The sequence below is a fragment of the Methylomarinum vadi genome, from assembly GCF_000733935.1.
GTDB classification, from domain to species: domain Bacteria; phylum Pseudomonadota; class Gammaproteobacteria; order Methylococcales; family Methylomonadaceae; genus Methylomarinum; species Methylomarinum vadi.
Genome location: NZ_JPON01000001.1, coordinates 2,815,650 through 2,842,022, shown reverse-complemented (window position 1 = coordinate 2,842,022; position 26,373 = coordinate 2,815,650). Strand labels below are relative to the sequence as shown.

At 57.7% G+C, this 26,373-nt stretch carries 30 protein-coding genes and 1 pseudogene; 7 read left to right on the top strand and 24 right to left on the bottom strand.

The features are described from left to right. Positions 1–41: 41 nt before the first annotated feature. The 13 genes from EP25_RS0114135 to EP25_RS0114075 form a co-directional block, all read right to left on the bottom strand. Positions 42–518 (bottom strand): beta/gamma crystallin domain-containing protein, encoded by a 477-nt coding sequence (locus EP25_RS0114135; protein ID WP_051906703.1) that lies wholly within the window; start codon positions 516–518, stop codon positions 42–44. A 180-nt stretch (positions 519–698) separates the two neighbouring features. Then, the gene (locus EP25_RS0114130; protein WP_031434495.1) at positions 699–941 is read right to left on the bottom strand and encodes a hypothetical protein; all 243 of its coding nucleotides are present in this window, start codon (positions 939–941) and stop codon (positions 699–701) included. A gap of 142 nt (positions 942–1,083) precedes the next feature. Further along, on the bottom strand, positions 1,084–1,959 hold the full coding sequence (locus EP25_RS0114125) for a F0F1 ATP synthase subunit gamma (RefSeq protein ID WP_031434494.1): 876 nt from the start codon (positions 1,957–1,959) through the stop codon (positions 1,084–1,086). Then, the gene (locus EP25_RS0114120) at positions 1,946–3,484 is read right to left on the bottom strand and encodes an alternate F1F0 ATPase, F1 subunit alpha (RefSeq protein ID WP_051906701.1); all 1,539 of its coding nucleotides are present in this window, start codon (positions 3,482–3,484) and stop codon (positions 1,946–1,948) included. The genes EP25_RS0114125 and EP25_RS0114120 overlap by 14 nt, the downstream gene beginning before the upstream one ends. After that, complete coding sequence (locus EP25_RS0114115) at positions 3,481–4,233, bottom strand: F0F1 ATP synthase subunit B family protein (RefSeq protein ID WP_031434492.1); 753 nt, start codon at positions 4,231–4,233, stop codon at positions 3,481–3,483. Before EP25_RS0114115 ends, EP25_RS0114120 begins: the two co-directional genes overlap by 4 nt. A 2-nt stretch (positions 4,234–4,235) precedes the next feature. Then, entirely contained in the window at positions 4,236–4,514 is a 279-nt protein-coding gene (locus tag EP25_RS0114110) for a F0F1 ATP synthase subunit C (protein WP_031434491.1), read from the bottom strand. Beyond that, positions 4,507–5,217: a F0F1 ATP synthase subunit A gene (locus EP25_RS0114105; protein ID WP_031434490.1), complete on the bottom strand. Its 711-nt coding sequence runs from the start codon at positions 5,215–5,217 to the stop codon at positions 4,507–4,509. The genes EP25_RS0114110 and EP25_RS0114105 overlap by 8 nt, the downstream gene beginning before the upstream one ends. 5 nt (positions 5,218–5,222) lie before the next feature. Beyond that, positions 5,223–5,516, bottom strand: coding sequence for an ATP synthase subunit I (locus tag EP25_RS0114100; protein WP_031434489.1), 294 nt, complete (start codon positions 5,514–5,516; stop codon positions 5,223–5,225). Continuing rightward, on the bottom strand, positions 5,509–5,811 hold the full coding sequence (locus EP25_RS0114095) for an AtpZ/AtpI family protein (RefSeq protein ID WP_051906699.1): 303 nt from the start codon (positions 5,809–5,811) through the stop codon (positions 5,509–5,511). The genes EP25_RS0114100 and EP25_RS0114095 overlap by 8 nt, the downstream gene beginning before the upstream one ends. Beyond that, positions 5,811–6,200, bottom strand: coding sequence for a F0F1 ATP synthase subunit epsilon (locus EP25_RS0114090; protein ID WP_031434487.1), 390 nt, complete (start codon positions 6,198–6,200; stop codon positions 5,811–5,813). Before EP25_RS0114090 ends, EP25_RS0114095 begins: the two co-directional genes overlap by 1 nt. Beyond that, positions 6,197–7,600 carry a F0F1 ATP synthase subunit beta gene (atpD, locus tag EP25_RS0114085; protein WP_051906697.1) on the bottom strand — a complete coding sequence of 468 codons (1,404 nt, stop codon included), beginning with the start codon at positions 7,598–7,600 and terminating at the stop codon, positions 6,197–6,199. The genes EP25_RS0114090 and atpD overlap by 4 nt, the downstream gene beginning before the upstream one ends. Beyond that, positions 7,600–8,865 carry an adenosylhomocysteinase gene (gene ahcY, locus EP25_RS0114080; protein ID WP_031434485.1) on the bottom strand — a complete coding sequence of 422 codons (1,266 nt, stop codon included), beginning with the start codon at positions 8,863–8,865 and terminating at the stop codon, positions 7,600–7,602. The genes atpD and ahcY overlap by 1 nt, the downstream gene beginning before the upstream one ends. A 10-nt stretch (positions 8,866–8,875) precedes the next feature. Then, positions 8,876–9,559 carry a protein-L-isoaspartate(D-aspartate) O-methyltransferase gene (locus EP25_RS0114075; protein WP_031434484.1) on the bottom strand — a complete coding sequence of 228 codons (684 nt, stop codon included), beginning with the start codon at positions 9,557–9,559 and terminating at the stop codon, positions 8,876–8,878. 221 nt (positions 9,560–9,780) lie between these two features. Between EP25_RS0114075 and EP25_RS0114070 the strand changes: the two genes are divergently transcribed. From EP25_RS0114070 to EP25_RS0114040, 7 genes are all read left to right on the top strand, one after another. Continuing rightward, on the top strand, positions 9,781–10,806 hold the full coding sequence (locus EP25_RS0114070) for a zinc-dependent alcohol dehydrogenase family protein (RefSeq protein WP_031434483.1): 1,026 nt from the start codon (positions 9,781–9,783) through the stop codon (positions 10,804–10,806). A 174-nt stretch (positions 10,807–10,980) separates the two neighbouring features. Beyond that, positions 10,981–11,652, top strand: coding sequence for a hypothetical protein (locus tag EP25_RS0114065; protein ID WP_031434482.1), 672 nt, complete (start codon positions 10,981–10,983; stop codon positions 11,650–11,652). Between the two features lie 17 nt (positions 11,653–11,669). Beyond that, entirely contained in the window at positions 11,670–12,209 is a 540-nt protein-coding gene (locus EP25_RS0114060; protein ID WP_031434481.1) for an NAD(P)H-binding protein, read from the top strand. A 158-nt stretch (positions 12,210–12,367) separates the two neighbouring features. Further along, the gene (locus EP25_RS0114055) at positions 12,368–12,907 is read left to right on the top strand and encodes an REP-associated tyrosine transposase (protein WP_031434480.1); all 540 of its coding nucleotides are present in this window, start codon (positions 12,368–12,370) and stop codon (positions 12,905–12,907) included. Positions 12,908–12,944: 37 nt separating this feature from the next. After that, on the top strand, positions 12,945–13,121 hold the full coding sequence (locus EP25_RS23490) for a hypothetical protein (RefSeq protein ID WP_160172734.1): 177 nt from the start codon (positions 12,945–12,947) through the stop codon (positions 13,119–13,121). Beyond that, a complete protein-coding gene (locus EP25_RS0114045) occupies positions 13,111–13,509 on the top strand; it encodes a TraR/DksA family transcriptional regulator (RefSeq protein WP_031434479.1) in 399 nt (132 codons plus the stop codon). Before EP25_RS23490 ends, EP25_RS0114045 begins: the two co-directional genes overlap by 11 nt. Positions 13,510–13,568: 59 nt before the next feature. Beyond that, the gene (locus EP25_RS0114040; protein WP_031434478.1) at positions 13,569–14,912 is read left to right on the top strand and encodes a cyclic 2,3-diphosphoglycerate synthase; all 1,344 of its coding nucleotides are present in this window, start codon (positions 13,569–13,571) and stop codon (positions 14,910–14,912) included. A gap of 406 nt (positions 14,913–15,318) precedes the next feature. Here the strand turns inward: EP25_RS0114040 and tnpA are convergent. From tnpA to EP25_RS22035, 11 genes and pseudogenes are all read right to left on the bottom strand, one after another. After that, positions 15,319–15,750, bottom strand: a pseudogene (gene tnpA / locus EP25_RS0114030) (IS200/IS605 family transposase). A 214-nt stretch (positions 15,751–15,964) separates the two neighbouring features. Beyond that, entirely contained in the window at positions 15,965–16,903 is a 939-nt protein-coding gene (gene arcC, locus EP25_RS0114025) for a carbamate kinase (protein WP_031434477.1), read from the bottom strand. A gap of 1 nt (position 16,904) precedes the next feature. Beyond that, positions 16,905–17,903, bottom strand: a complete 999-nt coding sequence (gene argF / locus EP25_RS0114020) for an ornithine carbamoyltransferase (protein WP_031434476.1) — start codon at positions 17,901–17,903, stop codon at positions 16,905–16,907. Positions 17,904–18,117: 214 nt separating this feature from the next. After that, positions 18,118–19,248, bottom strand: a complete 1,131-nt coding sequence (gene alr / locus EP25_RS0114015; RefSeq protein WP_051906695.1) for an alanine racemase — start codon at positions 19,246–19,248, stop codon at positions 18,118–18,120. Beyond that, complete coding sequence (locus tag EP25_RS0114010; protein ID WP_036300621.1) at positions 19,241–20,341, bottom strand: alanine/ornithine racemase family PLP-dependent enzyme; 1,101 nt, start codon at positions 20,339–20,341, stop codon at positions 19,241–19,243. Before EP25_RS0114010 ends, alr begins: the two co-directional genes overlap by 8 nt. Positions 20,342–20,344: 3 nt before the next feature. Continuing rightward, positions 20,345–22,537, bottom strand: coding sequence for a D-ornithine 4,5-aminomutase subunit OraE (gene oraE / locus EP25_RS0114005; protein WP_031434473.1), 2,193 nt, complete (start codon positions 22,535–22,537; stop codon positions 20,345–20,347). Then, positions 22,534–22,887, bottom strand: a complete 354-nt coding sequence (locus tag EP25_RS0114000; protein WP_031434472.1) for an ornithine aminomutase subunit alpha — start codon at positions 22,885–22,887, stop codon at positions 22,534–22,536. Before EP25_RS0114000 ends, oraE begins: the two co-directional genes overlap by 4 nt. Then, complete coding sequence (gene ortB, locus EP25_RS0113995; RefSeq protein ID WP_031434471.1) at positions 22,862–24,277, bottom strand: 2-amino-4-oxopentanoate thiolase subunit OrtB; 1,416 nt, start codon at positions 24,275–24,277, stop codon at positions 22,862–22,864. The genes EP25_RS0114000 and ortB overlap by 26 nt, the downstream gene beginning before the upstream one ends. Then, positions 24,270–24,587, bottom strand: coding sequence for a 2-amino-4-oxopentanoate thiolase subunit OrtA (gene ortA / locus EP25_RS0113990; protein WP_031434470.1), 318 nt, complete (start codon positions 24,585–24,587; stop codon positions 24,270–24,272). The genes ortB and ortA overlap by 8 nt, the downstream gene beginning before the upstream one ends. Beyond that, the gene (gene ord / locus EP25_RS0113985; protein WP_051907021.1) at positions 24,584–25,651 is read right to left on the bottom strand and encodes a 2,4-diaminopentanoate dehydrogenase; all 1,068 of its coding nucleotides are present in this window, start codon (positions 25,649–25,651) and stop codon (positions 24,584–24,586) included. The genes ortA and ord overlap by 4 nt, the downstream gene beginning before the upstream one ends. A 318-nt stretch (positions 25,652–25,969) precedes the next feature. After that, on the bottom strand, positions 25,970–26,260 hold the full coding sequence (locus EP25_RS22035; RefSeq protein WP_152555650.1) for a GNAT family N-acetyltransferase: 291 nt from the start codon (positions 26,258–26,260) through the stop codon (positions 25,970–25,972). Between the last annotated feature and the right edge of the window lie 113 nt (positions 26,261–26,373).

Here is a 26,373-nt window from a genome sequence, read left to right as displayed (position 1 = left end):
CTGCGCTTATCCCCTACTGCTCTGGGGCGTGGAATCACGTTTCAGTCGATTGATCGCAAACGCTCATTTTTTTTAATGCATTCAACTTTTAACGATCGGACCTTATCGTGAAAATTGAAATCCGCGAGGTTGTGAATATTTGCGTCGGCGTTGAAAATCAGCTCCGAATCCTCTTTTATGTCTTGCTCCGTGATACCCAGGGAACGCATCAATTGCGGATAATTGGCCATTTCAGTCAAGGTTAATTTGAAGTTAGGGTTTTCATAGACCGTGACTCGGGCTTGAGAGCCGACTTTGAGACTATCGATTTTCAAATCCCAATTTTCACCGTTCACAGACTGTAAATTAGCCAATTGATCCGGGCCTTGAATCAACAACTGCTTGCCATGATAGTTGGCATCCTCGTAAAACCTAGCCCAGCAATTATTTTCTTTCGCCTGAACTTGTCCCCCAAGGCCCAAAGTCAGAATGATCAATCCTTTTGCAACACCATCCACTTTACATTGAATTCGGTTCATCGTTATTCTCCTTCATTCAGTAATGAATGATATGGTTGTTTGCACAGCCCGTGGCTGTTGAAAATATTACATCGAAACAAGAAATTGTATGCTGTAGATCCTCTCTTAATATAAAACTCAAAGTGTAACATCACGCCTAAACCGCCGCAGCGATTTAGGCATGAACCCAAAAAACGGCTATCAAGGATTATCCGGATCGCAAGAGCCCGTTTTCACCCAGGCGCCGTAATCGCAGCGCAGCCTAACATCGCCGCTGCAAACTTGCTCGCCGTGTTTATAGCTTTTGCCGTTGAATAGGCAAACCGGTTCGCCCGGTTGCTGTTGTTTGATGACATCGGCGCGGTCATCGAATTCATCGATGATGGGCGAGGTTTCCCGTTCGGGGTCCGGCGCGCCGACGTGAGGTATATTGATTCGACTCATTCTTTTCTCCTTCTGGTTTGGTTCCACGTTGTAATACGTTAAAAATACTCTTTTCCGGGGCAGATCACAAAGCATTTAAAAATCGATGCGCTTCACGTTGTTCGGCGCATCCTACCCCACTTTGCTGAACTCAAACTCAACTCTATTCCTCCTGCATTGCCTCGAATCCGGACACGACATCCAGTAATTCCTCGGTGATCTGGTCCTGGCGTTGCTGGCGATAAAGCGCCGTCAGGTCTTCCTGCCGCTGCTGAATGTTCTTTTCCGCGACCTGCATCGACATAAGCCGGCTGGCGTGTTCGCCGGCCAGCGACTCGGCGCAGGCATTGAACAACAATCCGAACAAATGCTGCTTGATCAATGCGCGCAGCAACACCTCCCTGTTCAAGGTAAATTGCGGCAGGGACCGGGACGGCCAGGTCTTTTCGCGCCGATGTTCGCTGTCGCCTAAATCGACCGGCAATAATTGGCGCACTTCGGGGGGATAGCTGCCTCGTTGTCTGCGGGCATGATGAAATAACATGATTTGCTCGATGCCTTGTTGTTGCCACGTATCGATATGCAACAGGATTTTCTGCACTGTACCGGTGATATGGCCGACCGTCCCCGGCACCCAGAAGCAATCCTCGACCTCTTGCCCCATGCCTCGCAATGCGGCTTCCACCCGGCTGCCGACCGCCAGTATCCGGCGTTCTTGCTGCCGCCACTTGTCCAGTTCCTGCAGCGTGAAGCTGGCGATGCTTTCGTTATAGCGTCCGCACAAGCCGTGGTCGGAGCCGAACACGATCACGCCCAGCGTCTCAGAAACCTGTTTTCTGCCGTTGCTGACTAGTCCCGTCTGTTGCCGCAACAATGCCTGCAGCCCCAATTCGACCGAGCGATTATAGTGCTGCAGCGACTCCTGCGCCCGCTCGTATTGGCGGATGCTAACCGCGGCCAATACTTTCATCGTGCGCACGATTTCCTGCAAGTCGGTGGTGGTCGCCATATCGCGCTGCAGCGCTTCAAGCGTCTTCATGGCGATGATCCTCAAAAGATTCCAGCGCGGCATGGGCGAAGGCCAGCAAATGCTGTTTGTCTTCGGCCGAGAGCCGTTTGCCGGCCTCGATACGCCGCCTTTGTTCCGGAAAACGTTCGGCCAGCTCGGCGCATAACCGCAAGCCGGCCTTCTTGATCGAGACCAATGGCAACGGGTCAAATAAACCGGCATTGAGCGCCTGTAATGTCACGATCTGTTCGAATACGGTCAAGGGGCTACTTTCGTCTTGCTTCAACACTTCCCTGACCCGCCGCCCCCGCTCGATGCTTTGGCGGGTGGCATCGTCCAGGCGCGTACCGAAACGGGCGAAGGTTTCCAGCTCCTCGAATTGCGAATAGGCCAGCCGCAGTGGCCCGGAAATATCCAGATAGCCGGGCAACTGCGCCTTGCCGCCGACCCGGGACACCGACTTGCCGACATCGACCGCCGGCAGTTCGCCCTTTTGAAACAACACCGGCGACAGATACACCTGGCCGTCGGTGATCGAGATCAGGTTGGTCGGGATATAGGCGGACAGGTTCTGCGCCTGGGTTTCAATCACCGGCAACGCGGTCAGGCTGCCGCCGCCGTATTCGTCCTTCAGATGGGTGGCCCGCTCCAGCAGGCGCGAATGCAGGTAGAAGATGTCGCCGGGATAGGCTTCGCGGCCGGGCGGACGCCGCAGCAACAACGACAACTCGCGGTAGGCATGGGCATGACGGGTCAGGTCGTCGTAGACCACCAGCACGTCGCGGCCCTGCTGCATGAACCACTCGCCGATGCTGGCCGCCGCATAGGGCGCGATATACAGCAATCCGGGCGTGGTTTCGCCGGCCGCCACCAGCACCACCGTGTATTTGAGCGCATCGTGCTCGCGCAGACGCTGGATGGCCTTGGCCACCGCCGCGCCGCGCTGGCCGATCGCGCAATAAATGCAGACCATGTCCTTGTCGTGCTGGTTCAGGATCGTGTCGATCGCGATCGCGGTCTTGCCGGTCTGGCGGTCGCCCAGCAACAACTGGCGCTGGCCGCGGCCGATCGGGATCAACGCGTCGATGACCTTGATGCCGGTCTGCAAGGGCGCCGACACCGGCGCCCGTTCGATGATCGGCCTGGCCTCGCGTTCGATCGGCCAGCGTTCCTTCGCCGCGACGGGGCCGGTATTGTCCAGCGGTCGACCCAGCGCGTCGATGACCCGCCCCAACATCGCTTCGCCGACCGGCACGTCGATGACCCGGCCGCTGCGCTCGACCCGGCTGCCTGCGGTCAAGTCGCTTTCCTCACCCAACAACACCACGCCGATTTCGTTCGGGTCCAGGTTGAAGGCGATGCCCATGACGCCGTTCTCGAAGCGCAATAATTCCATCGCCTGGGTGTTCGGCAGGCCGCGCACGCGAGCGACGCCGGAACTGACCTGAATCAGCCGGCCGACTTCCCGTTCTTTCAACGCGAAACGAGATTGTTGCAGGACTCTGTCAATATGATCCTCGGCCTGGAGCACAGCCCGTTGAAATTGTCCGTTCATATTGTCTTGCCGGGAAGCTTGATCAATTCCGTTTCCAGTTCGCCCAGATAACGCTCTATGGTCCATTCCCAACTGCGTCCGCCTGCCTCCAGCGCGATCCCGCAAATCAGCGTGTCGCGTTGGATGAATATCAAACTGCAGTCGGGAACAAAATCGAGAAACCATTGCAGCAGTTTGCGCTTGGTCGCATCATCCGGCTGAAAACGGGTGATCAATGTGGCACCGTGCTGATGCAGTGTTTGCTTTATCTCGCTTTGCTCGGTTTGCGGCAACGCGGCGAGATGACCGAGAAATTGTTCGATGATGCGTTGTTCCACCGTTTGATCAGCCAACTGGGTCAAGATGTGATCGCTGAGCGCCAAGGCTTTGTCGGTCAACGCCGAGGCGATTTGCTCGTCGAGCTCCTGTTGTTGCTGGCGAATGTCGCTGTCGAACTGCGCCTTCTTGCGCTGAAGCTCTTCATTCAGTTGCTGCAGCAAGACGGTTTTCTCGTCTTCCGCCTCCTGTTTGGCCTGATCCAATGCAGCCTCTTTTTCGGCTTGCAGCTGTTGCAACTGCCGCTGGTATTGCTGTTGCAGGGCCTCGGCCTCGCCCATTTGTTCATGCGCCTGACGCAGACGACCGCTGATGCCCAGCTCGCGCCGCTCCATCGCGTTCATGATCGGGCGGAACAGCAGTTTTTTCAGCAACCAGACCAGAATCAGGAAATTGACGATCTGGGCGGCGACGGTAAACCAGTCTATAGCCATGCTCAGCCTCCGGCATGGGCGACCGCGTATTCCCAGAATGGATTGGCGAAAATCAGGATCATCGAGATGACCAAACAGTAGATCGCGGTCGATTCGACCATGGCCAGGCCGACGAACAAGGTGCGTGTGATCGTGTTGGCTTCGTCCGGCTGCTGCGCTATCGCCGCCAGGGCTTGCGCAAGCGCCCGTGCCTCACCAAAAGCGGGGCCGATGGAGCCGATCGCGATAGTAATGCCGGCGGTAAAGATCGACATCATGCCGATCAGGCTGAGTTCATTCATGTTTGTCTCCTGGAGTTTTATTCTTGGATTCCTTATCGTCATGGGGCGGGATGGCCGAGGCGATATAGACCATCGTCAGTACGGAAAAAATATAGGCCTGGATCGTGCCGGTCAGCAAGCCGAGGATCTGCATCAGTACCGGAAAGAAGAACGGCACGAAACTCAAGAATATCGCGCCGATCACGACGCCGCTCATGATGTTGCCGTACAAGCGGACCGCCAAGGCCAATGTACGGGTGAATTCGCCGATTATGTTGAACGGCAACATGAAAAAAGTGGGGCGGCAGTATTGTTTCAAATAATTCCACAAACCGATCTGGCTGATACCGTAGGCCGGCACCGCGACGAACACGCACAGCGCCAGCGCGGTTGTGGTCGAAAGGGAGCTGGTCGGCGGTATATAGCCGGGCACGATGGCCAACAGATTGGACAGCAGGATGAACAAAAACAGCGTCCCGATCAAGGGCAAATAACGCAGCGGCCGTTGCCGGCTGATTTCCCGGATCTGCAGATTGACGTGAAAAACGATTACTTCCAACAGATTCTGCATCTTCGTCAACGGCGGGTCGACAGCCAGACGCCGGGTTACGATATAGCTGACTAGCGCCAACAACGCCATGACGCCCCAAGTAAAGGCAAGCGTCGCATTGATCTTGATGATGCCGTATTGCCACAGGATGAGTTGGTCTGGATTCGTCAACATAAACTTCAGCCTCCGTTTTCCGCCCTGATATGACCTTTGATCCGCCGGCTCAGCAGCACGCGGACGATAATGAAGCCAGCCAGGCATATCAAGGTAGGCTGCCAGCCCTGCAATACGATCGGGTATAAAGCTATCGCCACCAACACATTGCGCAGCAGAAAACTGGCAATCATCAACAATGCCTGATGCTTGACGGTCGGCAGTCGCCTTACCGTTAGCCACAGCCCGCCGAAATAAAACCCGCCCAACAACAGGCCCCACATCAGCGCCACACCATAAAGCATCAGGTTTTCAGTCATCGCGGCTCTCCTCGCCTATCCAGCGCCAGGCATTCAAACACCCCAGCACGACGCCGACGAACATCAACGTCAATGTCCAGGAAATCTGGCTCGGCCAACGCTTGTCTATCCACACGCCCAGGGCGATGCCGGCCAACGTCGGAATCGCCACCGACCAGCCGACCAAGCCGAACATGCCCAACCCGAACCAGACGTTGTGCTTGCCGTCCCGGCGGGCCTTGAGCTTGCGTTTGGCTTGTTTGTCCACCGACTCGGTCAGCTCCGTTTCCGCCGGTTTTTGCTTCGATTTCGTCATCAATGTCCTTCCTGCATCTGGGTAAAGCGCCTGACCACGCCGGCCTCTAACCGTGCCAATGCGCTGCGGGCGGTGCGTTCGCTCTCGTCCAGCTGGCGGAAACGCCGCTCCACCGTGTCTTTCAGCGTCGCCAGGTCCTCGCCCCGGACCGCATTGTAGGCCGAAATCAACACCTCGTCCGCGCATTTGACCAGGATGCCTTCGTCGACCGCGACGAACACCTCGCGCCGCTCGGCGTCGATGTATTGCAAAATCCCCGGCGCCAACGCCGAGACGAAATCGACATGGCGAGGCTCCAGACAGAACGAGCCGTTTTGACCCTGCGCGATGACTTTGCGCACCGGTTCGTCAATCAGGATCTCGCTGGGCAGCAACAGTTTCAATCTCATCGTTCAACCTCGGCGATCGCGCCGATCATGTACAAACGCTGTTCCGGCGTGTCGGCGAACTCGTCGGCCAGGATTCGTTCGCAGCCGTCCAGGGTATCCTGCAGTCCGACCAATTGCCCCTTGCGGCCGGTGAAATGTTCGGTGGTCGCGAACGGCTGGGTCAAAAAACGCTCCAGCCGCCGCGCCCGATTCACCGTCGCGCGGTCGTTTTCGCTCAGTTCCTCCAAGCCCAGCATCGCGATGATGTCCTGCAGCTCGTCGTATTCGGCCAACACCCGGCGCACCTCGGTCGCGATCGCATAATGGCGTTCGCCGACCACGCTCGCATTCAGCATTTTCGAACGCGACGCCAACGGGTCGACGGCCGGATAGAAGCCCTGGCTGGCGCGCTTGCGCGACAACACGATCGAGGCGGACAAATGCCCGAACACATGCGCCGCGGCCGGATCGGTGAAGTCGTCGGCCGGTACGTAGACGGCCTGTATCGAGGTCATGCTGCCGCCGGCCGAATTGCTGATGCGCTCCTCCAGTTCCGCCAGTTCGGTCGCCAGCGTCGGCTGATAACCGACCCGGGACGGAATCCTGCCCATCAGGCCGGAGACCTCGGAGCCGGCCTGGATGAAGCGAAAAATATTATCGATCAACAGCAATACGTCGCGGCGGGTTTCGTCGCGGAAATATTCGGCCACCGACAACGCGGCGTGGCCGACCCGGAATCTTACGCCCGGCGGCTCGTTCATCTGGCCGAAGATGAGCACCGAATCCTTCAGCACATCGGCTTCGTCCATGGTGCGATACAGTTCTTCCGCCTCGCGGCAACGTTCACCGATGCCGCAGAACACGCTGACGCCACGATAATGGCCGACCATATTGTGAATCAATTCGGTGATTACGACGGTCTTGCCGACCCCGGCGCCACCGAACAAACCGGCCTTGCCGCCCCGTTCCAGCGGCGCCAACAGATCGATGATCTTGATGCCGGTCTCGAACACCTCGGAGGCGACGCTACGCTGACTCAGCTTCAGCGGCTCGCGGTGCAGCGGCCGGGTTGCAACGCCTTGCAACGGCGCCTTGCCGTCGATCGCCTCGCCGAACACGTTGATCATCCTACCCAGCACCGCGTCGCCGACCGGCACCGACAAACAATCTCCCGAATCGCTGACCGGCGCGCCACGCTCCAGGCCTTCGGTTGAATGAAAGGCGATGCAGCGCACGTCGTTTTCGTTCAAATAGGCCGCCACTTCCAGCACGACGTCCTGTTCGGTGCCGGCGCGCAACATTTGGTCGATGTCCGGCAGCCGGCCGGAAAAGCTGACATCGACCACGCTGCCCCTGACCGATTTCACCCGACCTGTGGCTGGTAGTGGATAATCTGCTGCTACTGCGGCCCGGACTTGCATCAGGTCCCTTCTCGCCAGGAAGAAAGGTATCTTTGCTGCTCCGCCGTCAGCCTATCGATAGCGATTCCCATCGCCGCCAGCTTCATCTTGGCGACTTGCCGATCCAATTCGGCCGGCACCGGATGCACGTTATTACCCAACTCCTTGCCATGAACCCATAGATAGACGATGCTCAAGGCCTGATTGGCGAAGCTCATGTCCATCACCGTGGCCGGATGGCCTTCCGCCGCGGCCAGGTTGACCAGCCGGCCCTCGGCCAGCAAACGGACCGTGCGCCCGTCCTTGAGCGTATACGCTTCGACGCTGGCACGCGGTCTGTGTTTGGCGACAGACATTTCTTCCAAAGCGGGAATGTTGATTTCCACGTTGAAATGACCGGAATTGGCGATCACGCAGCCGTCCTTGATGACGTCGAAATGGGGCCGGTCCAGTACATGCTTGTCGCCGGTCGCGGTGACGATGAAATCGGAACTGGCCGCCGCCTCGGTCAACGGCATCACGCGGAAACCATCCATCGCCGCTTCCAAGGCCCGCAGCGGTTCTACCTCGGTGACGATGACATGGGCGCCGTGGCCTTTGGCGCGCATCGCGATGCCTCGTCCGCACCAGCCGTATCCGACCACGGTAAAGGTCTTGCCCGCCAGCAGGATATTGGTCGCCCGGATCACGCCGTCCAGCGTGCTTTGACCGGTGCCGTAGCGGTTGTCGAACAGATGCTTGGTCATCGCGTCGTTGACGGCGATGACCGGAAAACGCAGCGCCTGATCCTTGGCCATCGCCCGCAGCCGGATCACCCCCGTGGTGGTTTCCTCGGTGCCGCCTATCATGTCGGGCAAGCATTCGCTACGGGTCTTGTGCAGTTCGCTGACCAGGTCGGCGCCGTCGTCCATCGTCAACTGCGGTTTGTGATCCAACGCCCGGCCGATATGGCGGTAATAAGTCTCGCCGTCCTCGCCGCGTATCGCGAAGGTCGGCACACGGTAATGCCGCACCAAGGCGGCCGCGACATCGTCCTGGGTGCTGAGCGGATTGCTGGCGCACAACACCAAATCGGCGCCGCCGGCGACCAACGTGCGGGCCAGGTTGGCGGTCTCGGTGGTGATATGCAAACAGCCGCTGATGCGCGCGCCGGCCAACGGCTTTTCCTTTGCGAAACGCTCTTGCAGTTGGCGCAGCACCGGCATTTCGCTCAAGGCCCAATCGACACGACCGCGCCCCTGGTCGGCCAGCGACAAATCCTTGATATCAAAATGTGTGTCGTTCATTGCTCTGCTCCTAGGCCCTAAAGTGACCAACCCGCTCACTTCCGTGTTCGCCGGTCAGCGGCACGAAACTGACGCCCAATATCGGTTTGCGTTTGATCTTACCGTCTTCTTGCTTTTCGACCACGATCAACTCCTGATAGCTATAGGGCAAGCCGACCGGAATCACCAGACGCGCCCCTGGCTTCAATTGCTGAATCAACGGCTGAGGTATTTCCGGCGCGGCGGCCGTGACGATGATGCCGTCATATGGAGAGTGTTCCGGCCAACCGTTGTAGCCGTCGCCAGTTGTCAATTCGATATTGGCATAACCTAGCTTGTCGAGTAATTTCCGCGCCCTATCGGTTAGCGTCGAGACAATTTCGACGCTGTAGACCTGCTTGACCAGACAAGACAAAATCGCGGTCTGATAGCCAGAGCCCGTGCCGATTTCCAAAATGCTGTCGCCGGGCCTGCTGTTCAGCAAATCGGTCATCAACGCGACGATATAAGGTTGAGAAATGGTCTGGCCCATGCCGATCGGCAGCGGGCCGTTGTCATAGGCGCGATATTGCAATTCGAGAGGAACGAATTCGTGCCTGGGCACCTTTTTCATCGCCGCCATGACGTGCTCGTCGAAGGCGTCTATACCGGTTTCGCGGCGGGTCAGCCGGACTTCCATCGCGATGTCCTGTAACATGCGCTGCACTTCGTTCATGGCCTACCTCCGCCGCTGCGTTTACAAACGATCCATATTCAATTCCAGCACAATGGCTGGCGTTTTTCAATCGGTTAATGTCGATGGGTTACGGCGGTCGCAAAACACGTTACTCATTTATGTTTTTTGCTGACGCGCCTAACCCATCCTACCTATTGGTTGTTTTTGGCGTATCATTTTTAATGACCCATCCGCCAAATTAGACATAGGAGCGGGATACGATGAAAGCGATGCAATTGAAAAACCTCTGCAACCTCAACGAGAATCCGACGCCGCTGGAATTGGTCGAGGTTCCCATGCCTGTACCCGACGAACACGAGGTCTTGATCAAGGTCTCGGCCTGCGGCGTCTGTCATACCGAACTGGACGAAATCGAGGGCCGCACGCCCCCGCCAGAGCTGCCGGTCATTCTGGGGCATCAGGTCGTCGGCCGTATCGAGGCCGTCGGCGATAAGGTCGATACCTTAAAACCCGGCGAGCGAGTCGGCGTCGCCTGGATCTTTTCCGCCTGCGGCGCATGCAAGTTCTGCTTGGCCGGCAACGAGAACCTGTGTGAACATTTCGCCGCGACCGGCCGCGACGCCAACGGCGGCTACGCCGAATATATGACCGTCGGCGAACAGTTCACCTATCCTATTCCCGACTTTTTCAACGACTATGAAGCCGCTCCGTTGTTGTGCGCCGGCGCGATCGGCTACCGCTCGCTGCGCCTAACCAATCTGAAGGACGGCCAACGCCTCGGCCTGACCGGTTTCGGCGCATCCGGACATCTGGTGCTGAAAATGGCGAAACAACGCTATCCCCACAGCGACATCTATGTATTCGCCAGAAACCCCGACGAACGGGAATTCGCCCTACAACTGGGCGCTGTTTGGGCCGGCGACAGCAAAGACTTCGCTCCGGACAAATTGGACGCAATCATCGACACGACGCCGGTCTGGGCGCCCGTGGTCGGGGCGCTGGCCAATCTCGACGCCGGCGGCCGCCTGGTGATCAACGCGATCCGCAAGGAAGCCGACCAGGAGGCCTTACTGAAACTCGACTATCCCGAACATGTCTGGCTGGAAAAGGAAATCAAAAGCGTCGCCAACATCACTCGCCGCGATGTGATCGAATTTCTCGATCTGGCCGTGGCCATGAAATTGCATCCCGAAGTTCAGTTGTTCGAACTGGAGCAGGCCAACCAGGCATTGATGGAATTGAAAAGCGGGAAGATACGTGGGGCGAAGGTGTTGAAGATGGGTTAAAGTCGACTTAAGGCCTTGATGTTATCGACTAATTAGACGTTTTCTTTCATTGACAGGGAATAAAACTAACAAATAGACTCTGCAGGAAAATATACCAATAAATTCGACAGACTTGTCTGTCTATATCACGTTATGAGGGTGAATTTCCTCAAATATTAGTTATGCCCTTAGTGTATGAACGAGAAACAATCACTAGAACGAGGCGCGATCGAGAAGTTTGCCAAAGCTTATTCACATGAATTCAAGCGCAACCTTCATTTCATGAATTTGCTCGAACCACCGATGCCCGACGGTATATGCCTTTTGGACAATAAACAAATTTATCTGGAGGTAAGCCATGTCTACGGCACTGAATCAGATGCAAAACAGCTTCTTGGACGCAAAGGACGGTCGGCACCGACCGAAGGAGACATATTGGCTTCTCGTATGATCCCATTGAACCACCGAATTATCGGACCGCTCAATCGTTTACTTCGGCAGAAGGCAGAGAAAGAGTATGAAGGCTCTCCTCTCCAGTGTGGTTATTGTTACGAAGTGCGACTCCTATTTGGGAGCGGGAAGACTTCGAAGATCATTTTGAGGAAATTGTCGTGCCGAACGGCCATCCCTTTGATGAAATTTGGATGTTGTGCGGGCCGCAAAGCGGTTTCGGGATTCTTCAACTGTATCCGGGATAACACCCATATCGATGTCCGTCGCCTCGTTACCTGGCATGCTATTTATCCCCGACAATATCGATGCGTCAATTTGGAGAAGTGTTCGGTATTTCCGCTACCGTCCCGATTATTGGCGCTGACACGTCGGGCAACGACAAGCGTTTTCCCGACCTTTTTCTCACTTTCTTAACTTAACTACGCGAGCTTATGGCTATCAAAAAAGTCTGTATTGTCGGAGCATCCGGAAAACTCGGTCAGTACATGGTTCAACATGCGCTCGATCGGCGTTATGACGTCGTCGGCGTCTGCCGGGAACGAAGCGTGGAAAAGCTCGACCGATTCAAAGACAAGATTTCCATCGTTCCGGGCGCCACGAATGACCGGGAGGTCATTAAACGAGCGGTCGAAGGTTGTGACGGCGTATTGACCGTCCTCGTTCCATGGGGCATCGATGATTATGCTTCCGGAACGGCGCAAGCCGTCCTCAATTACGCCAAGCCCGGTGCGCGGCTCGTTTTTTCCTGTGGTTGGCACATCACAATGGATGGTAAGGACACCTACTCCAAAACCTTTACCACCCTTCTCGCCATCGCGGGCAGGGTGGCCAAACGTCTCCGCTTCGTGGATATCGACAACCAGGTGGAGGCGCTGGTAAATGAAGAGCTTATTCACGAAGCGCCAGCCATTGTCGGCTGTCAAACATCTTCGGCACTCGCCTTCAATATCTCGGACCAGGAGCACAAATAATAATAGACCTTGTAGGTCGAGCATGCTTTTTATTCCCGACAATGCCGATGTTTCAATCGGGCGAACCGCTCGGTATTTTCGCTACTTTCCCGATTGTTGGCGCCAATTCGTCGGGCAACGAAAAGCGGTTGCCCGACCTACTTAAGAGAACGCTTGCTATGCACTACCGTCGCGCACAAACTCCCGGTGGCACGTACTTTTTCACCGTGGTGACGTTTCGACGACGGAAAATTCTTTGTACGCCGGACAATGTCGATTTATTACGTGCGGCCTTTCGAACCGTGAAATCGGCCCACCCTTTCAAGATCGATGCTTTTGTGCTGCTGCCCGATCATCTACATTGTATTTGGACGCTACCGCCGGGGGACAACAATTACCCGATGCGCTGGAACGCAATAAAAAATTATTTTACCCGCCGCTGTCCGGATGACTATAAATCACCCGTCTCCCCGGCCCAACGACGCAAAAGGGCGCAAACCGTTTGGCAACCACGCTACTGGGAACATCAAATTCGCGACGACCGGGATTTCGAAAAACATTGCGATTACATTCACTGGAATCCGGTCAAACATGGCCTGGCGCCACATCCCGGCGCATGGCCGCATTCGAGCTTTCATCGTTTCGTACGACTCGGAGTATATCCCTCGAATTGGACCGTAATCACTGAAACCGGAGGCGACGAGTCGTTTGGAGAATAGCGTAGGTCGGGCATGCTTTTTATGCCCGACAATACCGATGCTTCAATCGGGCGAAACGCTCGGTATTTCCGCTATTGTCCCGATTGTCGGCGCCAATTCGTCGGGCAACGAAAAGCGGTTGCCCGACCTGCTTGACTCTCTTGACAGCATTCCGTTCCTCGGCGCATCATCGGATAAAACAATTACGCGAGGAGGAAGAAGCAATGACCGTTGAATTGAACACCCAGCAGATCAACATCTTCAAGACCAAACTAAACGATCGCTTCATGGCCTTGCGGCGAGAAATCAGCGAGGAATTGCTCAACGCCGATCAAGCACAATTCGGCGACTTGGCCGGCAAAGTGTACGACACGGGCGACGCGGCGCTGGCCGACCTGCTGGTGGATACCGAACTGGCTTCGATCGACCGCCATATTCAAGAAATCCGCGACATCGACGCGGCCCTGATGCGCATCGCCGAAGGCAGCTACGGCGAATGCTGCGACTGTCATGAACCCATTGTCATCAAGCGCCTGCAAGCGTATCCCACCGCCCGCCGTTGTGTCGCCTGTCAGGACATCCATGACCGCACCTTCGCTCACGGAGAACAACCGACTTTATGATGGCCTAACACTAACAAGGCCAACCCGGCGTCATCCGCAGCAACAAAACGACTTGGCACATGGCAAAGAAAGAATTTAGAAAACGTATCGCCATCATGGGCGCGGCCGGTCGCGATTTTCACAACTTCAACATCGTCTATCGCGACGATGACGACTACGAGGTGGTCGCCTTCACCGCCGCGCAGATCCCGGATATCGCCGGCCGCCGTTATCCGCCGGCTTTGGCCGGTCCGCTTTATCCGGACGGCATTCCGATCGTCGAGGAAAGCGAATTACCCGACCTGTGCCGGGCAAGGCGGATCGATCAAGTCGTGTTCGCCTATAGCGACATCCTCCATGTCGAAGTCATGCATAAAGGATCGATCGTTTTGGCCTCCGGCGCCGACTTCGTCCTGCTGGGTCCGAATCGGACCATGCTGACGGCGAAAGTGCCGGTGATCGCCTGCTGCGCGGTACGCACCGGTTGCGGCAAATCGCCGACGACGCAATGGCTTTCCCATCTATTGAAACGACACGGCCTGCGTGTCGCGGTGATCCGCCACCCGATGCCTTACGGCGATCTGGAACGGCAAGCCGTGCAGCGCTTCGCGACCCGCGAGGACCTGGCCGACGCAGACTGCACTATCGAGGAACGGGAGGAATACGAACCGCATCTGCAACTGGGCAACATCGTCTATGCCGGTATCGATTACGCCAAGATCGTCGCCCTGGCGGAAAACGAGGCCGACGTGATTTTATGGGACGGCGGCAATAACGATTTCTCCTTCATCCGCCCCGACCTGCATATCGTGCTGGTCGACCCGCTGCGCCCCGACGACGAAGACACCCATCACCCCGGCGAAGCGGTATTGCGCATGGCCGATATCGTCTTGGTCAACAAGGTCAATTCCGCGTCGGAAGCCAACATTCAAAGCGCCACCGAGGCCGCCCGCCGCATCAATCCCACAGCGACGATCGTGCGCGGCGCGTCGCTGGTGCAATTGCATAATGGCGAATCCGTGAGGGGAAAACGGGTGCTGGTGGTCGAGGACGGCCCCACCATCACCCACGGAGGGATGCCTTATGGCGCCGGCTATGTCGCGGCCATTCAGGCCCAGGCGGGCGAGATCGTCGACCCTCGCCGGCACGCGGCCGATAAGATCGCCGAGGTTTACCGCACCTACCCGCATATCGGTAAGGTGTTGCCCGCAATGGGCTATCATGCCGAGCAATTACACGCCTTGCAGGAAACGATCAACCGGGCCGATGCCGATGCCGTCATCGTCGCGACCCCCTGCGATTTGGCATCCTTGATAGAGATCGACAAACCGGTGCTGCGTGTCGATTACCGCTTCGCCGAAGTTGGGGAACCTGCCTTGAGCAGCCTGATCGAGTCGTTCCTAACGGAAAGAAACTTGCGATAACGCTGGAGGGCGTAATGGCTAGGTTAAGCGCGATTCCATAACATTACCGATCCTTGTAGGTCGGGCATGCTTTTTATGCCCGACAAATTCGATGCTTTAATCGGACGACAGTTTCGGAATTTGCGAAATTGTCCGAATCATTGGCGCCAATATGTCGGGCAACGAAAAGCGGTTGCCCGACCTACTGGGGAGGTTGAGCGATAGCGAAGTCCAACATTTCTCGACGGTGTCCTCGTTGGGCTTCATTTCATTCAGCCCAACCTACAGATTTTAGTGGAATTGAAAAACGGCAAGATACCTGGATTTATGGTGCTGAGGATTGCTTGACTAAACAACCACCCGCTCAAGCGGGTGGGTTCCAATAACGGACTGAAAGTCCGGATACGCGTCGACTAAACGACGCGTCTTAGTCGGGCTCCATCTTGAAATTATCGTTTGGATTAGGTTCAAAGTGATGCTCCAAATATTGCTTTATCATCTCATCAGTCATTTGCCCCACTGTGGCGCAAAAATAACCGCGGGCTCAAAAATGTCGACCCCAATATCGCTTTTTCAAGTGCGGGAACTCTTCGAACAGATAGCTCGAAGTTCGTCCCTTGATTCGCCTCATGATTTCGCTTGGGGCCATAGTCGGCGGCGCACTCACCAAAATGTGCACATGATCTTTGCTCACGACACCTTTGATAATCCGTATCTCAAAGGCTTCGCATGTCTGCCGCACCAAGTCTCTCACTCGTTCGGCTATTTCATCCTTCAGCACTTTATAACGATACTTCGTAACCCAAACAAAATGATACTCAATTTGGTAAACCGTATGGCTGCCGTATCTATAGTCCATCGCCACCTCCTTGGGCAAATTATCGCAGCTAAAGCTGACCGGCTAAAGCCGGTGGTTTAAACCTTATGATGGATAATTAAGCGCGATTCCATCATGTTATCGATCCTCGTAGGTCGGGCATGCTTTTTATGCCCGACAAATTCGATGCTTCAATCGGATGACGGTTTCGGAATTTGCGAAATTGTCCCAATCATTTGGCAAAAGCAGCTCACTATCAACGGCTTTCCCAATACTCAATTTCCTCCGCATCCCTGCCTATCATTGTCCCTGCTTCGCCAATCAGAATTTTGCCCGCATCCTGTAACCTGCCGATGCCGGCGATGGCGCCGGTCTGCTCGACGAAGCGGCAGGCGGCCTCGACTTTCGGCCCCATCGAACCGGGGGCGAAGGAAAAGCGGCGCAAGGCTTCGGGCGAGATGCGTTTGATGGCTTTGCCTTGTTCGCAAGGCCAATCCGTATAAACGGCATCGACATCGGTCAACAGCAACAGCGCATCGGCTCGCAGTTCCCGCGCCAGCAGCGAGCTGGCCAGGTCCTTGTCGATGACCGCCTCGACGCCTTCCAGGCTTCCATCTTGCCGCCGCACGACCGGAATGCCTCCGCCACCGGCGCAGATCGTGACGACATGCTGCTGCAGCAGCAATTCTATGACGCCCAATTCCAGGATGCGTTGCGGTTTCGGGGACGGGACGACGCGGCGGCAATGCGGTCCGTCGCGGACGATGCTCCAGCCCCGCTCACGCACCAACTTGTCGGCCTGTTCCAGCGGATAAAACGGTCCGATCGGCTTGGTCGGATGCTCGAAACCGGCATCCTCGGCATCCACTTCGATCTGGGTCAGCAAGGTCGCGCACTGACGTTGCGGCGGCAACAAAGCGCTCAGCTCCTGCTCGATCAAATAGCCGACCATGCCCTCGGTTTCGGCATCGAGTATATCCAACGGATAGGCTTCGTCTTCTTTATAAGCAGCGCCCTGCAAGGCCAGCAAGCCGACCTGCGGGCCGTTGCCGTGAGTGATGATCAGGTCGTGTTCACGCGCCAACGGCTCGATGGCCTGCGCCGCGATGCGTACATTATGGCGTTGATTGGCGGCGCTCAATGCCTCGCCGCGGCGCAGCAGCGCATTGCCGCCCAAGGCGACGACGATTCGCATCTCAATCGCCCAGCGTCGCGACCAACACCGCCTTGATCGTATGCATGCGGTTGGCCGCCTGGTCGAACACGATCGAGGCCGGCGATTCGAACACCTCTTCGCTGACTTCGATACCGTCCAGGCCGAACTTCTGAAAGATTTCCTCGCCGACCTTGGTCTCCCGGTTGTGGAAAGCCGGCAGGCAATGCATGAATTTGACGTCGGCATTGCCCGTGGCTTGCATCAGCCGCCGATCAACCTGATAAGACCCCAGCAAGCGTATCCGTTCCGCCCAGACCGCCTCCGGTTCCCCCATCGACACCCAGACATCGGTATAGATGTAATCGACGCCTTTAACCGCGGCTTCCTTGTCGTCGCCGATCGACAAATGCGCGCCGCGGCGTTCGGCCAATTCCCGGCATTTGGCCAGCAAATCCGAGTTCGGCTGCAATTCGGCCGGCGCCGCCAGACGGAAGTCCATGCCTAAAATCGCCGCGCCCACCATCAGCGATGTCGCCATGTTGCCGCGGCCGTCGCCGATGAAGCAGAAGCCGATCTCGGCCAGCTCCTTTTCGCAATGTTCCTTCATTGTCAGCAAATCGGCCAACACCTGGGTCGGATGATACTGGTCGGTCAGACCGTTCCAGACCGGCACGCCGTGTTTTCCCAATTCTTCGACGGTCGCTTGATCGAAGCCGCGGTATTCGATGCCGTCAAACATGCGCGCCAATACCCGCGCGGTATCGCGCATCGACTCCTTGACGCCGATCTGCGAACCGGTCGGGCCGATATAAGTCACAAGGGCGCCCTGGTCGTGGGCCGCGACCTCGAAGGCGCTGCGGGTGCGGGTCGAATCCTTCTCGAAGATCAACACGATGTTCTTGCCCTTGAGCCTTTGTTGTTCGTTGCCTGCCGCCTTGTCCGCCTTCAACCGCGCGGCAAGATCGATCAGATAGGTAATTTCCTCGGCGCTGAAGTCGAGCAGTTTCAGAAAATTGCGTTTACGTAAGTTGAATGGCATGGCCGCCTCCCGTTTGGATTCTAATCACACTATCCGTGATAAGTTGAATCTAACAGCAAACGTTTGGATTGCCTAGAGGCTTGGTGCGCTTCACTGCGTTCAGCAGCACCCTACATGATTCATCGATCCGGTTGAAAGTCGCTTCATGGCCTTCATGATCTTCATAGTGATCAAAATCATTAATAACATTGCTGTTCGCGCCGGGGCGGCGCTCCTACACGACGATTCGCGGCGAGCGCTGGGAGATGGCGGTGACGATTTCGTAATTGATCGTGCCGAGTTTTGCCGCCAACTCGTCGGCGCCGATTTCCAGGCCGTTCTGCTCGCCGATGATGACCGCTTCGTCGCCGATGTTGACGGTTCCGCGTAGTTCGGTCACGTCGACCAGGCTCATGTCCATCGTGATGCGGCCGACCTGCGGGCATCGCTGGCCTCCGATCAGCAAGTCGACGTTATTGGACAGGCGACGGCTAAAACCGTCGCCGTAGCCGAGCGGAACCGTCGCGATCAACGACGGCTTGTCCGTGATAAATGTGCGGCCGTAACTGAGGCCGAAGTCAGAGGCAACCTCCTTCAGATACACGATCCGGGTTTTCCATTCCAACACCGGCTTCAGATGATTCACGGCGGGATTGAGGATGTCGTGGGAAGGGCGCAAGCCATAGATCGATATGCCCGGCCGGCACGCGTCGAAACCGGCCTTGGGCAGATCGAAGATCGCCGCGCTATTGGCCATGTGCCTGATCACCAGACTATCGCATTGCGTTTGAGCGAGGGCGTTATTGAAATTCTCGATTTGGCGATAAGAGAAAGCCTTGTCCTCCTCGTCGGCGCAGGCGAAATGGCTCATGATGCCGCGCAACCGCAACGACGGCCGAGCGCGGCAATGGGACACGAATTCGGGCAATTGTTCGGGCCTGATGCCGATCCGTCCCATGCCGGAATCGACCTTGATATGCACGGCGATGCGTTTGCCGCGGCGTTCGGCCTCTTCGGCCAACGCGTCGACCAATTCGTGCGTGCACAGCACCGGTTCGCAGCCGTACTTAACCAGGGCCGGAATATGTTCCGTCAGCATCGCCGACAGCACGATGAAGGTCGCGTCCACACCGGCATCGAGCAACGCCATCGCCTCGCCGACATCGGCGACGCAAAACGTCGTGTAACCGAGCCGGTAAAGATGACGGGCGATAATATCGGCGCCGTGGCCGTATGCATTGGCCTTGATACAGGGCCACAATTCCCGCCCGCCGGCCTGTTGCTGAAGCAGTCGCATGTTGTCGGCCAAACGGTCCAGATGCAGATAGACCTTGGTCAGGCGGCTAGGATCATCAGTTCTAGGCATATAGGACCCTGTCGTCGAACAATCGGCCCCGGACACAACGCTTTTCGACATAGGCCGACGTCATCGCCGCCAACAGCGCGGCGTAATTGAGATTGAAAGAAAGGATATCGCCGATCTCGATGCGGCCGGCCAGCGCCGATACGTCGAGGCCCAGATAATCGCTGGACGCGCCGATGACAGTCAACGCTTCCTGCGGCGTGATGCCTTCGACGGCGACATCCTGCCGGCCGACGTTGACCAGGGCGTGCAGGATGTTGCCATGATCGACAAAATGGGGATGGCCGCCGAAGGCGTCCTCGCAATGCTCGCCGGCGAATGCCGACGGCTTTCGCTTCAACTCGATCACTTCGGCTTGCAATATGAAGGCGTCCTGATAGGTATTCGGCCAGGGGCTTCGCTCGGTCGTTTCCCGCCCCAGCAAGATCGCCTCGCCGATGCGGGCGTGGTTGACGCGCTCCGGCATTCCTTCCTCAACCAGCAAATTCAGACCGCTGGAATTGATGCCCGAGATCCATGTGAGATCGATTTCGCAGGCCCGCTCGATTTCACCGGCCAGCTCGACCAACGACAGCATATTGGCATGAGTCGGCATCAGGCCGCCGAAACAGGCCAGGTTGGTGCCGATGCCTTGCAAGCGAATGCCGGGCAATGGCACCAAGGCCTTGGCACGCTCGACGGCGTGATCGGGCCAGACGCCTTCTCGCAAATCGCCCAGATCGATCATCAGGATCATGTCGTGAACCTTGCCGCGGCGCAACGCCGAGGCCGACAAGGCTTGCAACGTCTCGAGCTCGGAATTCAGACTGATATCGACGCAGTCGCTGACCTCGTCGACCCTCGACAACGCCGGCAGCCGCAGCAGCATGAAAGTCGTGTCTATGCCGGCCGCGCGCATGCGGCGGATATTCTCGATCCTGGAATCGGCCAGGCCGGCGACGCCGCCGCGCAGCATCGCCGCCGCTACCGCCGGATGACCGCAGACGACCTTGGTCACGCCGCTGACCCGGATTCCGTGCGCCGAACACAGCTCGACGATGACCCTGGCGTTATGTTCGATCTTGTCCAGGTCGATGTCGAGCAACGGATAAGCCATCGTTTAGGCGGCTTGTTCGCGCCAGCGGCGCACCATGAAACTGGCGACCTCGCGGCCGGTGGCGCCGTGGCCGAAGCCGGCATCCAGTCCGCATTCGCGCGCCAGCTTATCGTCGATGCGGGGGCCGCCGGCAATCAACAACACCTTGCCGGCTAAACCGCGCTCGCTGGCCTGACGGGCCAGATTGCGCATGTGCTGCTTATGGACATCGGCATGGGTGATCACGACCGAGATCAACACCGCGCCAACATCAGTCTCTTCGGCTTTATCCAGCACCTGTTCGATGGAGACCGACGAGCCCAGGTTATGGCAATGAAAACCATATTTTTCGATGCCGCCGTGCTTGATATCGAGGATCTCGTGCAGGCCGACGGTGTGCTCGTCCTCGCCCACCGTCGCCGCGACGATGTGGATGTCGCGCGGCCGCACCCATGCTTCGATCTCGTTATCCGTTAATGGCCGGATCTGGCTGTACGCCGGCAGCGCCTGCTTTTCGATATAGAGGTCGACCGTGCCCTTGATTTCGAACAGGCTGCCTTCGGCCGGATGCATGATGCGCTGGTTGATCACTTCCGGATTGTTCAGTCCCATGTGCAGGGCGAGCTCCAGCGCCGCCTGCTTGGCGGTATGCGGTTCGTCCGGGATGAACAAGGTCAGGCAGACGACGCCGTCGCCGTGCTTCTCGACCTCGGGACGCAGCAAGCCCTGCTCCCGTTCGGCCAGAGGCTGTTTGAGCCGCTGCAGCACGTTGTCTTCGTCGTCGACCTCGTCGATATAGCGAATCTTGGCGGGATCGCACAGCGTACAGCCGCCGTAATCGGCGCAGGGTTTGCCAGCCTTGTCGGCATAGCTGTTACGGCCGAAATGACTGCACACCGGCGCGCCGTAGTCGTCTTCGCGGGCAATGACGGTATTCGCGCAATCGCCGCCGTCGGGCTCGCGCACGATGCCGTCGCCCTTGCGCTCGGGATAATAACCGGAATCGACGAATTGCCCGGCCTCGACCGCCGTGTAATAGCCGCCGGCATCCAAGATTTCCTCAAGAAACAATAACGCTCTTTCCTTCAGCTCGCGCACCTGCTCCCGAAATGGTCCGTCCTGCTTGACTTCAAGCAGTTGGTCGAGGCCGTCCAGGCCCATCAGCGTCTGCCGGGCCGTATTGACGCCGGCAATGTTATTGTAATGCCAGGGGATGTTGCGGCCCTCGTCTGGCGTAATCGTGCTCTGAATATCGGTCTCGGTCAGCCGGGAGATCAGCGTGTCGAGCACATGCGACACCGTGGTTTCTTGGGTGTCCGCCTCCATGTAGCGGGTGTTCTGCTGGGCGCGGAACTTGTAACCTTCGAACAATTCCCGTAGCGCGACGGCATAGGGCAGGTCCAGGCGTAGCTTGGGCGCCGGCGGCGCTGTCGGCGGCACCGTCGACAGCGCGATCTGTCCGGCGTCCATGCCGGCTTCTATAGAATAGGCGGTGTTGACGGCATGCTGCACGAACAGCTCCGGCGTCACCTTCCACGCCTCCTTGGCGGTGGCGTTGGCGTTGTGCGCGCCGTCGAGCTGTAAAATGCCGGCATCGGCCATGATCTTTTTCGATTCGGCCGCGTCGACGAAGGAGCGGTGCATGTTGATGTCGCGGTACAACACGTTGTACTGCGGATCCTGGTGCGCGCCGTTGACGCCCTCCTCGGCGAACAGCACGGCGATCTCGGGGCCGGCGACGCCGCTGACGTAGGAATGGAAATTGATCGGCCGGCCGACCTCGTCCTCGATGGCGTCGAGCGCCTTGCGCGACGCCCGGATCTGCTTGCGCGAAATCGGAATGCCGCCGACGCCTTCCGGCGTGCCCTCGATCAGACCGTCGATATGGGACTGGCCGGTGGTGCGGATCACCATGATGTGGTCGGCGCCGTGCCAGGCCGCCATGCGCATGCGGCGCAAATCGTCCTCGAAGCGGCCGGAGGCGATTTCGGTGGTGATGATCAGGTCGCACTGGGGATCGATATCGGAAAAATATTCCGCGGCCGGCAGCGGCACCGAGTTTTTCAGATTTTCGGAACTGTCCTGGTAGACGAACGGGCCGATGCGTTGCTCGGGGACGTGCTTGCGCCAGACCCAGCCCTTGCGCCGCGGCCGGTAGTGTTCGAGGTCTTGCAGCACTTCGAGGATATCGAGTTTGTTGTCCGGGTCGAGTTTCATGGTTGCAACTCCCCCCAATAGTCGCCTTGCAACAGGGCTTCGCCGGCTTCCCGCACCGTCAAGTTGTTGCGCTTGGCCAACTGCAGCAGCAAATGTCCCGCGCCGTGGCCGAGTAAACCTTGTTCCTGCATGCCGTCGATCAGCTGCTTGGCCTCGGCGCTGGTGAAACCCATGCGCAATAGCACCGAGCGCTCGATGCCGGGGCTGGTGTGAGTGCGCGCTTCCTCGACCAGCGGCTCGACGATGCCCTGAACCAAGTGCCAAAAGCGGGCATGCAGCGCCTCGTCCGACAGCTCGCGCAAATGCTCGCGGCGGGTCTCGAAGTCATCGGGCCTGTCCAATGAACTCATCGCAGATCTCCTTTACGTTGGTGATATCCAACCGGGTCTCCTCGGCCAGAAAGGTGTAATCGGCTTCCGTCAGTTTAGCTTCTTTATCCTCAGATTGTAGGGCGTGCTGCAGATAGGAGCGCCGCACCCGCTGCAGGTCGACGTCGACGACATCCAGTTGCGCGGGAGTTTCGGGTATGACGATGCTTTGTCCGGGCTTCGACGTTTTGGGATCGCCGCGACTGATGGCTATGCCCATGCGCTTGGCCAGATTCAACTGGGCCAACGGATGCTTGCCGGCGCCGGTGTATTCGGTCTCCTGCACGACGACGATCCGGTCTTGCCGCAATTGCTGGGCAATAACGAAGGCCGCGGCCAGCGAGGTGTTGCCTGCCGGTCCACGCTCCAGGCCTTCCAGCTCGGCCAACGCCTGGGTAATGTAGAACACCTCGCCCTGGGTCACGGTCACGAAGCGGTTCATGTAACGCAAGGCCCTGGCCGCATTGCGCGGCACATCGGCCCTATCCGGCCAGGTCGTGAACGGCAGCGAAAAACCAGTGTGACCGGTCGTGAACGACTTGCGGTTGAAGTCGTGGTCGGAGGCCATGTGCAGGCCGGACAGATCGACGCTGGCGGCGATGACCTCGGTTTCGTTCGCGCCGACCTTGAGCAAGCCGCGCGCGGTGCCGGTCAGATTGCCGCCGCCGGCATGGGTCACGACCACCGCGTCGGGATAAACATGCTCTTGTTCGCGCACTTGCCGCGCCAGCTCGTAACCCAGTGTCTCAATGCCCTGGATCGAATAGGGCGTGTACAACGAGGCGTTGAAATAACCGGTCTCTTTCAATAACTTCAGAAACTGGTAGAACAGCTCCGGTCCGACCGACAGACGCATGACCTCGGCGCCGTAGGCTTCGCAGGCACGGGTCTTCTCCGCGATTTCCGGCTGGGCGATGCCCCGGCTGTCGAAGGCCTCCTGCACGATGATGCAGCGCAAGCCGGCCTTGGCCGCCTGCGACGCGATCGCCGCACCGTAGTTGCCGCTGGTCGCCGCGATCACGCCAGGGTAACCGCGCCGCTTGGCCTCGAACACCGACAGCGAGGCCCGCCTGTCCTTGAACGAGCCGGAAGGGTTGGCCGCCTCGTCCTTGACGAACAACCGCGCACCATATCCCGGTTTGGAAAACAGCCGCAAAAGCCGGGTCAAATTTTTTAATTCCACCAACGGCGTGTCGCCGACCGCGGTTCTTTGCTGCACTTGGCGGACGCGCTCCAGATCGTAACCGGTATCGGCCATAAGCGCTTCATAATCGAAGGCCAACACGCCGGTCGCGTATTTTCGATAATCGATGCCGACCGACTGACGCATGATCTCGTTACGCTGCGCCATGACGGCCTGATAACTAGTCATCGCTTATCTCCCGTTGCCCCAGCAAGGTGCGCAACTCCCGCCCTATCGTCGACAGTTCCGGAATCGGCGGGCCGAAGCCGTGCCGATAGGCCGGATTGACGTCAACCAACTTGCCGCGCAGACGACGGCCGGCCGCGGTGACGATCTCGGCTTCCCCGCCCAATTCGGCGGGTTCGCTCAAAAAACCCTTGACCCTCATCTCCAACGGGATGCGCGCGGTATCTTCCGGCACCTGCGGCGCCCGTTCTCCCGCTTCCAAAACGATGTCGTGAATCTCGACCCAGACGCCCGCTTCGATTCGCTCGCTCATGCCTGTTCTCCCGATGTAGCGTGCCTGAAACTCCGGAAACCGGCGCCGCCCGGCATCGCCGCCGGCACCGGCAGGTCGGCCATGCAATAGAGGCCGGGAGCGGCCTGCACAACTTGAGGAATCATGTTGACCGCCAAGGCCTGGGTGGCCAGCCCCCCGGGTATTTCGGGACTTCCCGCCAGGTTGATGTTCGGAGAACCTCTGATCTCGATACGATCGCCGGTTGCGACGCCTTCCAGTTGGGGAAGGATTTGTTGCGGATGAATCAACTGAATGACGGCTTTGCCATTTCGATAGGCTGTGGCTGTATGCAGGCAACCGGCCACCTGGCCGGGCTCGACCGTAACGAAAGGCGTTTGCCTGATCACTGTCGAGATTATGGGCTCGCGCGTTTGTTCGATCCGCTCCAGCTGCCAGCCCAGCGCGGCCGCGATCATTTGCAGCGATTGTTCGAAACCGACATGACCAACCACGTTGCCCTCATTGACTCCTCGTTCGAAATCCTGCGGCGTCAGGCCGACGCCTTGTTCCCGCAATACGGTAGGGCCGTACGGAGACAAATCGTTGACGCGCGTGGCCGTGATCTTCTCGACCTCGGCGCAGACGCCGGTCAGCGTGATGATCAATAAGTCCAGCACGAAACCGGGATTGACGCCGGTGCCTAGCAGCGAAACGCCGTGTTCGATGGCAAGCCGCTGTAATTGCACTGCCCTGACCGGAGAAGTCGCCGCAGGATAGGCCATTTCCTCGGCGATCGAAATAACGTCAACGCCGTGTTCAATCAGCATGGCCAGCTCCTGCCAAGCATCTTGCAGTGTCGAACAGGTTGCCTGGAACGCGATTTGCGGCCGTGTTTGCGCGAGTAATTCGGTTAGATCGGTGGTAATTGCGATGCCAAGCTCCCGATCCAAGCCAATCGCCATGCCTAAATCGAGGCCCTGGCGCTCGGTTCTTCTGGCATATACGCCGACCAGTTGTAGAGCCGGCTTTGTTAGAAGCAAGCGGGCGATGCCGGCCCCCATCTGCCCGGTCCCAAGCACCACAACTCGAATCGCATCGCCCATGCCATTACCCCACATTTTGCTTAACCGCTGCTTTAATCTTAAACGCTAAATCGTCAGTCAAGCAATCGGTGTTGCAACGAGCCGCAGTCAAATCGGCCAATTCAGTCTCTTGCGACTAATTACGGGACAATCCAGCTAATTTCGCCGTCCACTCTTCAGCCATAACCGCTCCCACGGCCCATCGGGTCCTGTGCCGCACTGTTTGGAAACCCAGCCATGACGGCGATAGAATCCGAGCGCCCGTTCATTGGCGCAGATGCACTTGAGCGACAACGGCCGTCCGTATTGCAATTCGCACATTCTAAGTAAAGCGGAGCCCTAACCCCGGCCCTGAAAGCGGGGACAAATATAGAGATGGTGGACAAATCCTTCCTTTTCCCAAACCGATACGAAACCGGCAATGTGTCCGCCAACTTCGGCGATATGGATGGCTTCGCCATGGGTCTGGCGGTTGAACTCGGCCAACCCGATCGGCACCCATTTAAAACACCCGGCCGACTGGCGCGCCGCGTTGAAGATTTCCACCAAGCGAAGTTTATCTTCTTCGGTAGGCAAACGAATGGTTGGGGCTTGGCCGGGTCGCAGCCTACGAATTAGTTGCTTGAACATGAATTCCGCTCCGCGTTTTTTCCTTGTTCTCAGACCGGGCACTATTTTTCCATCGAATAATAGACCAAAAACGCCTCATTGTTATGTGCGATTATGAAAGTTCTCGATGATCA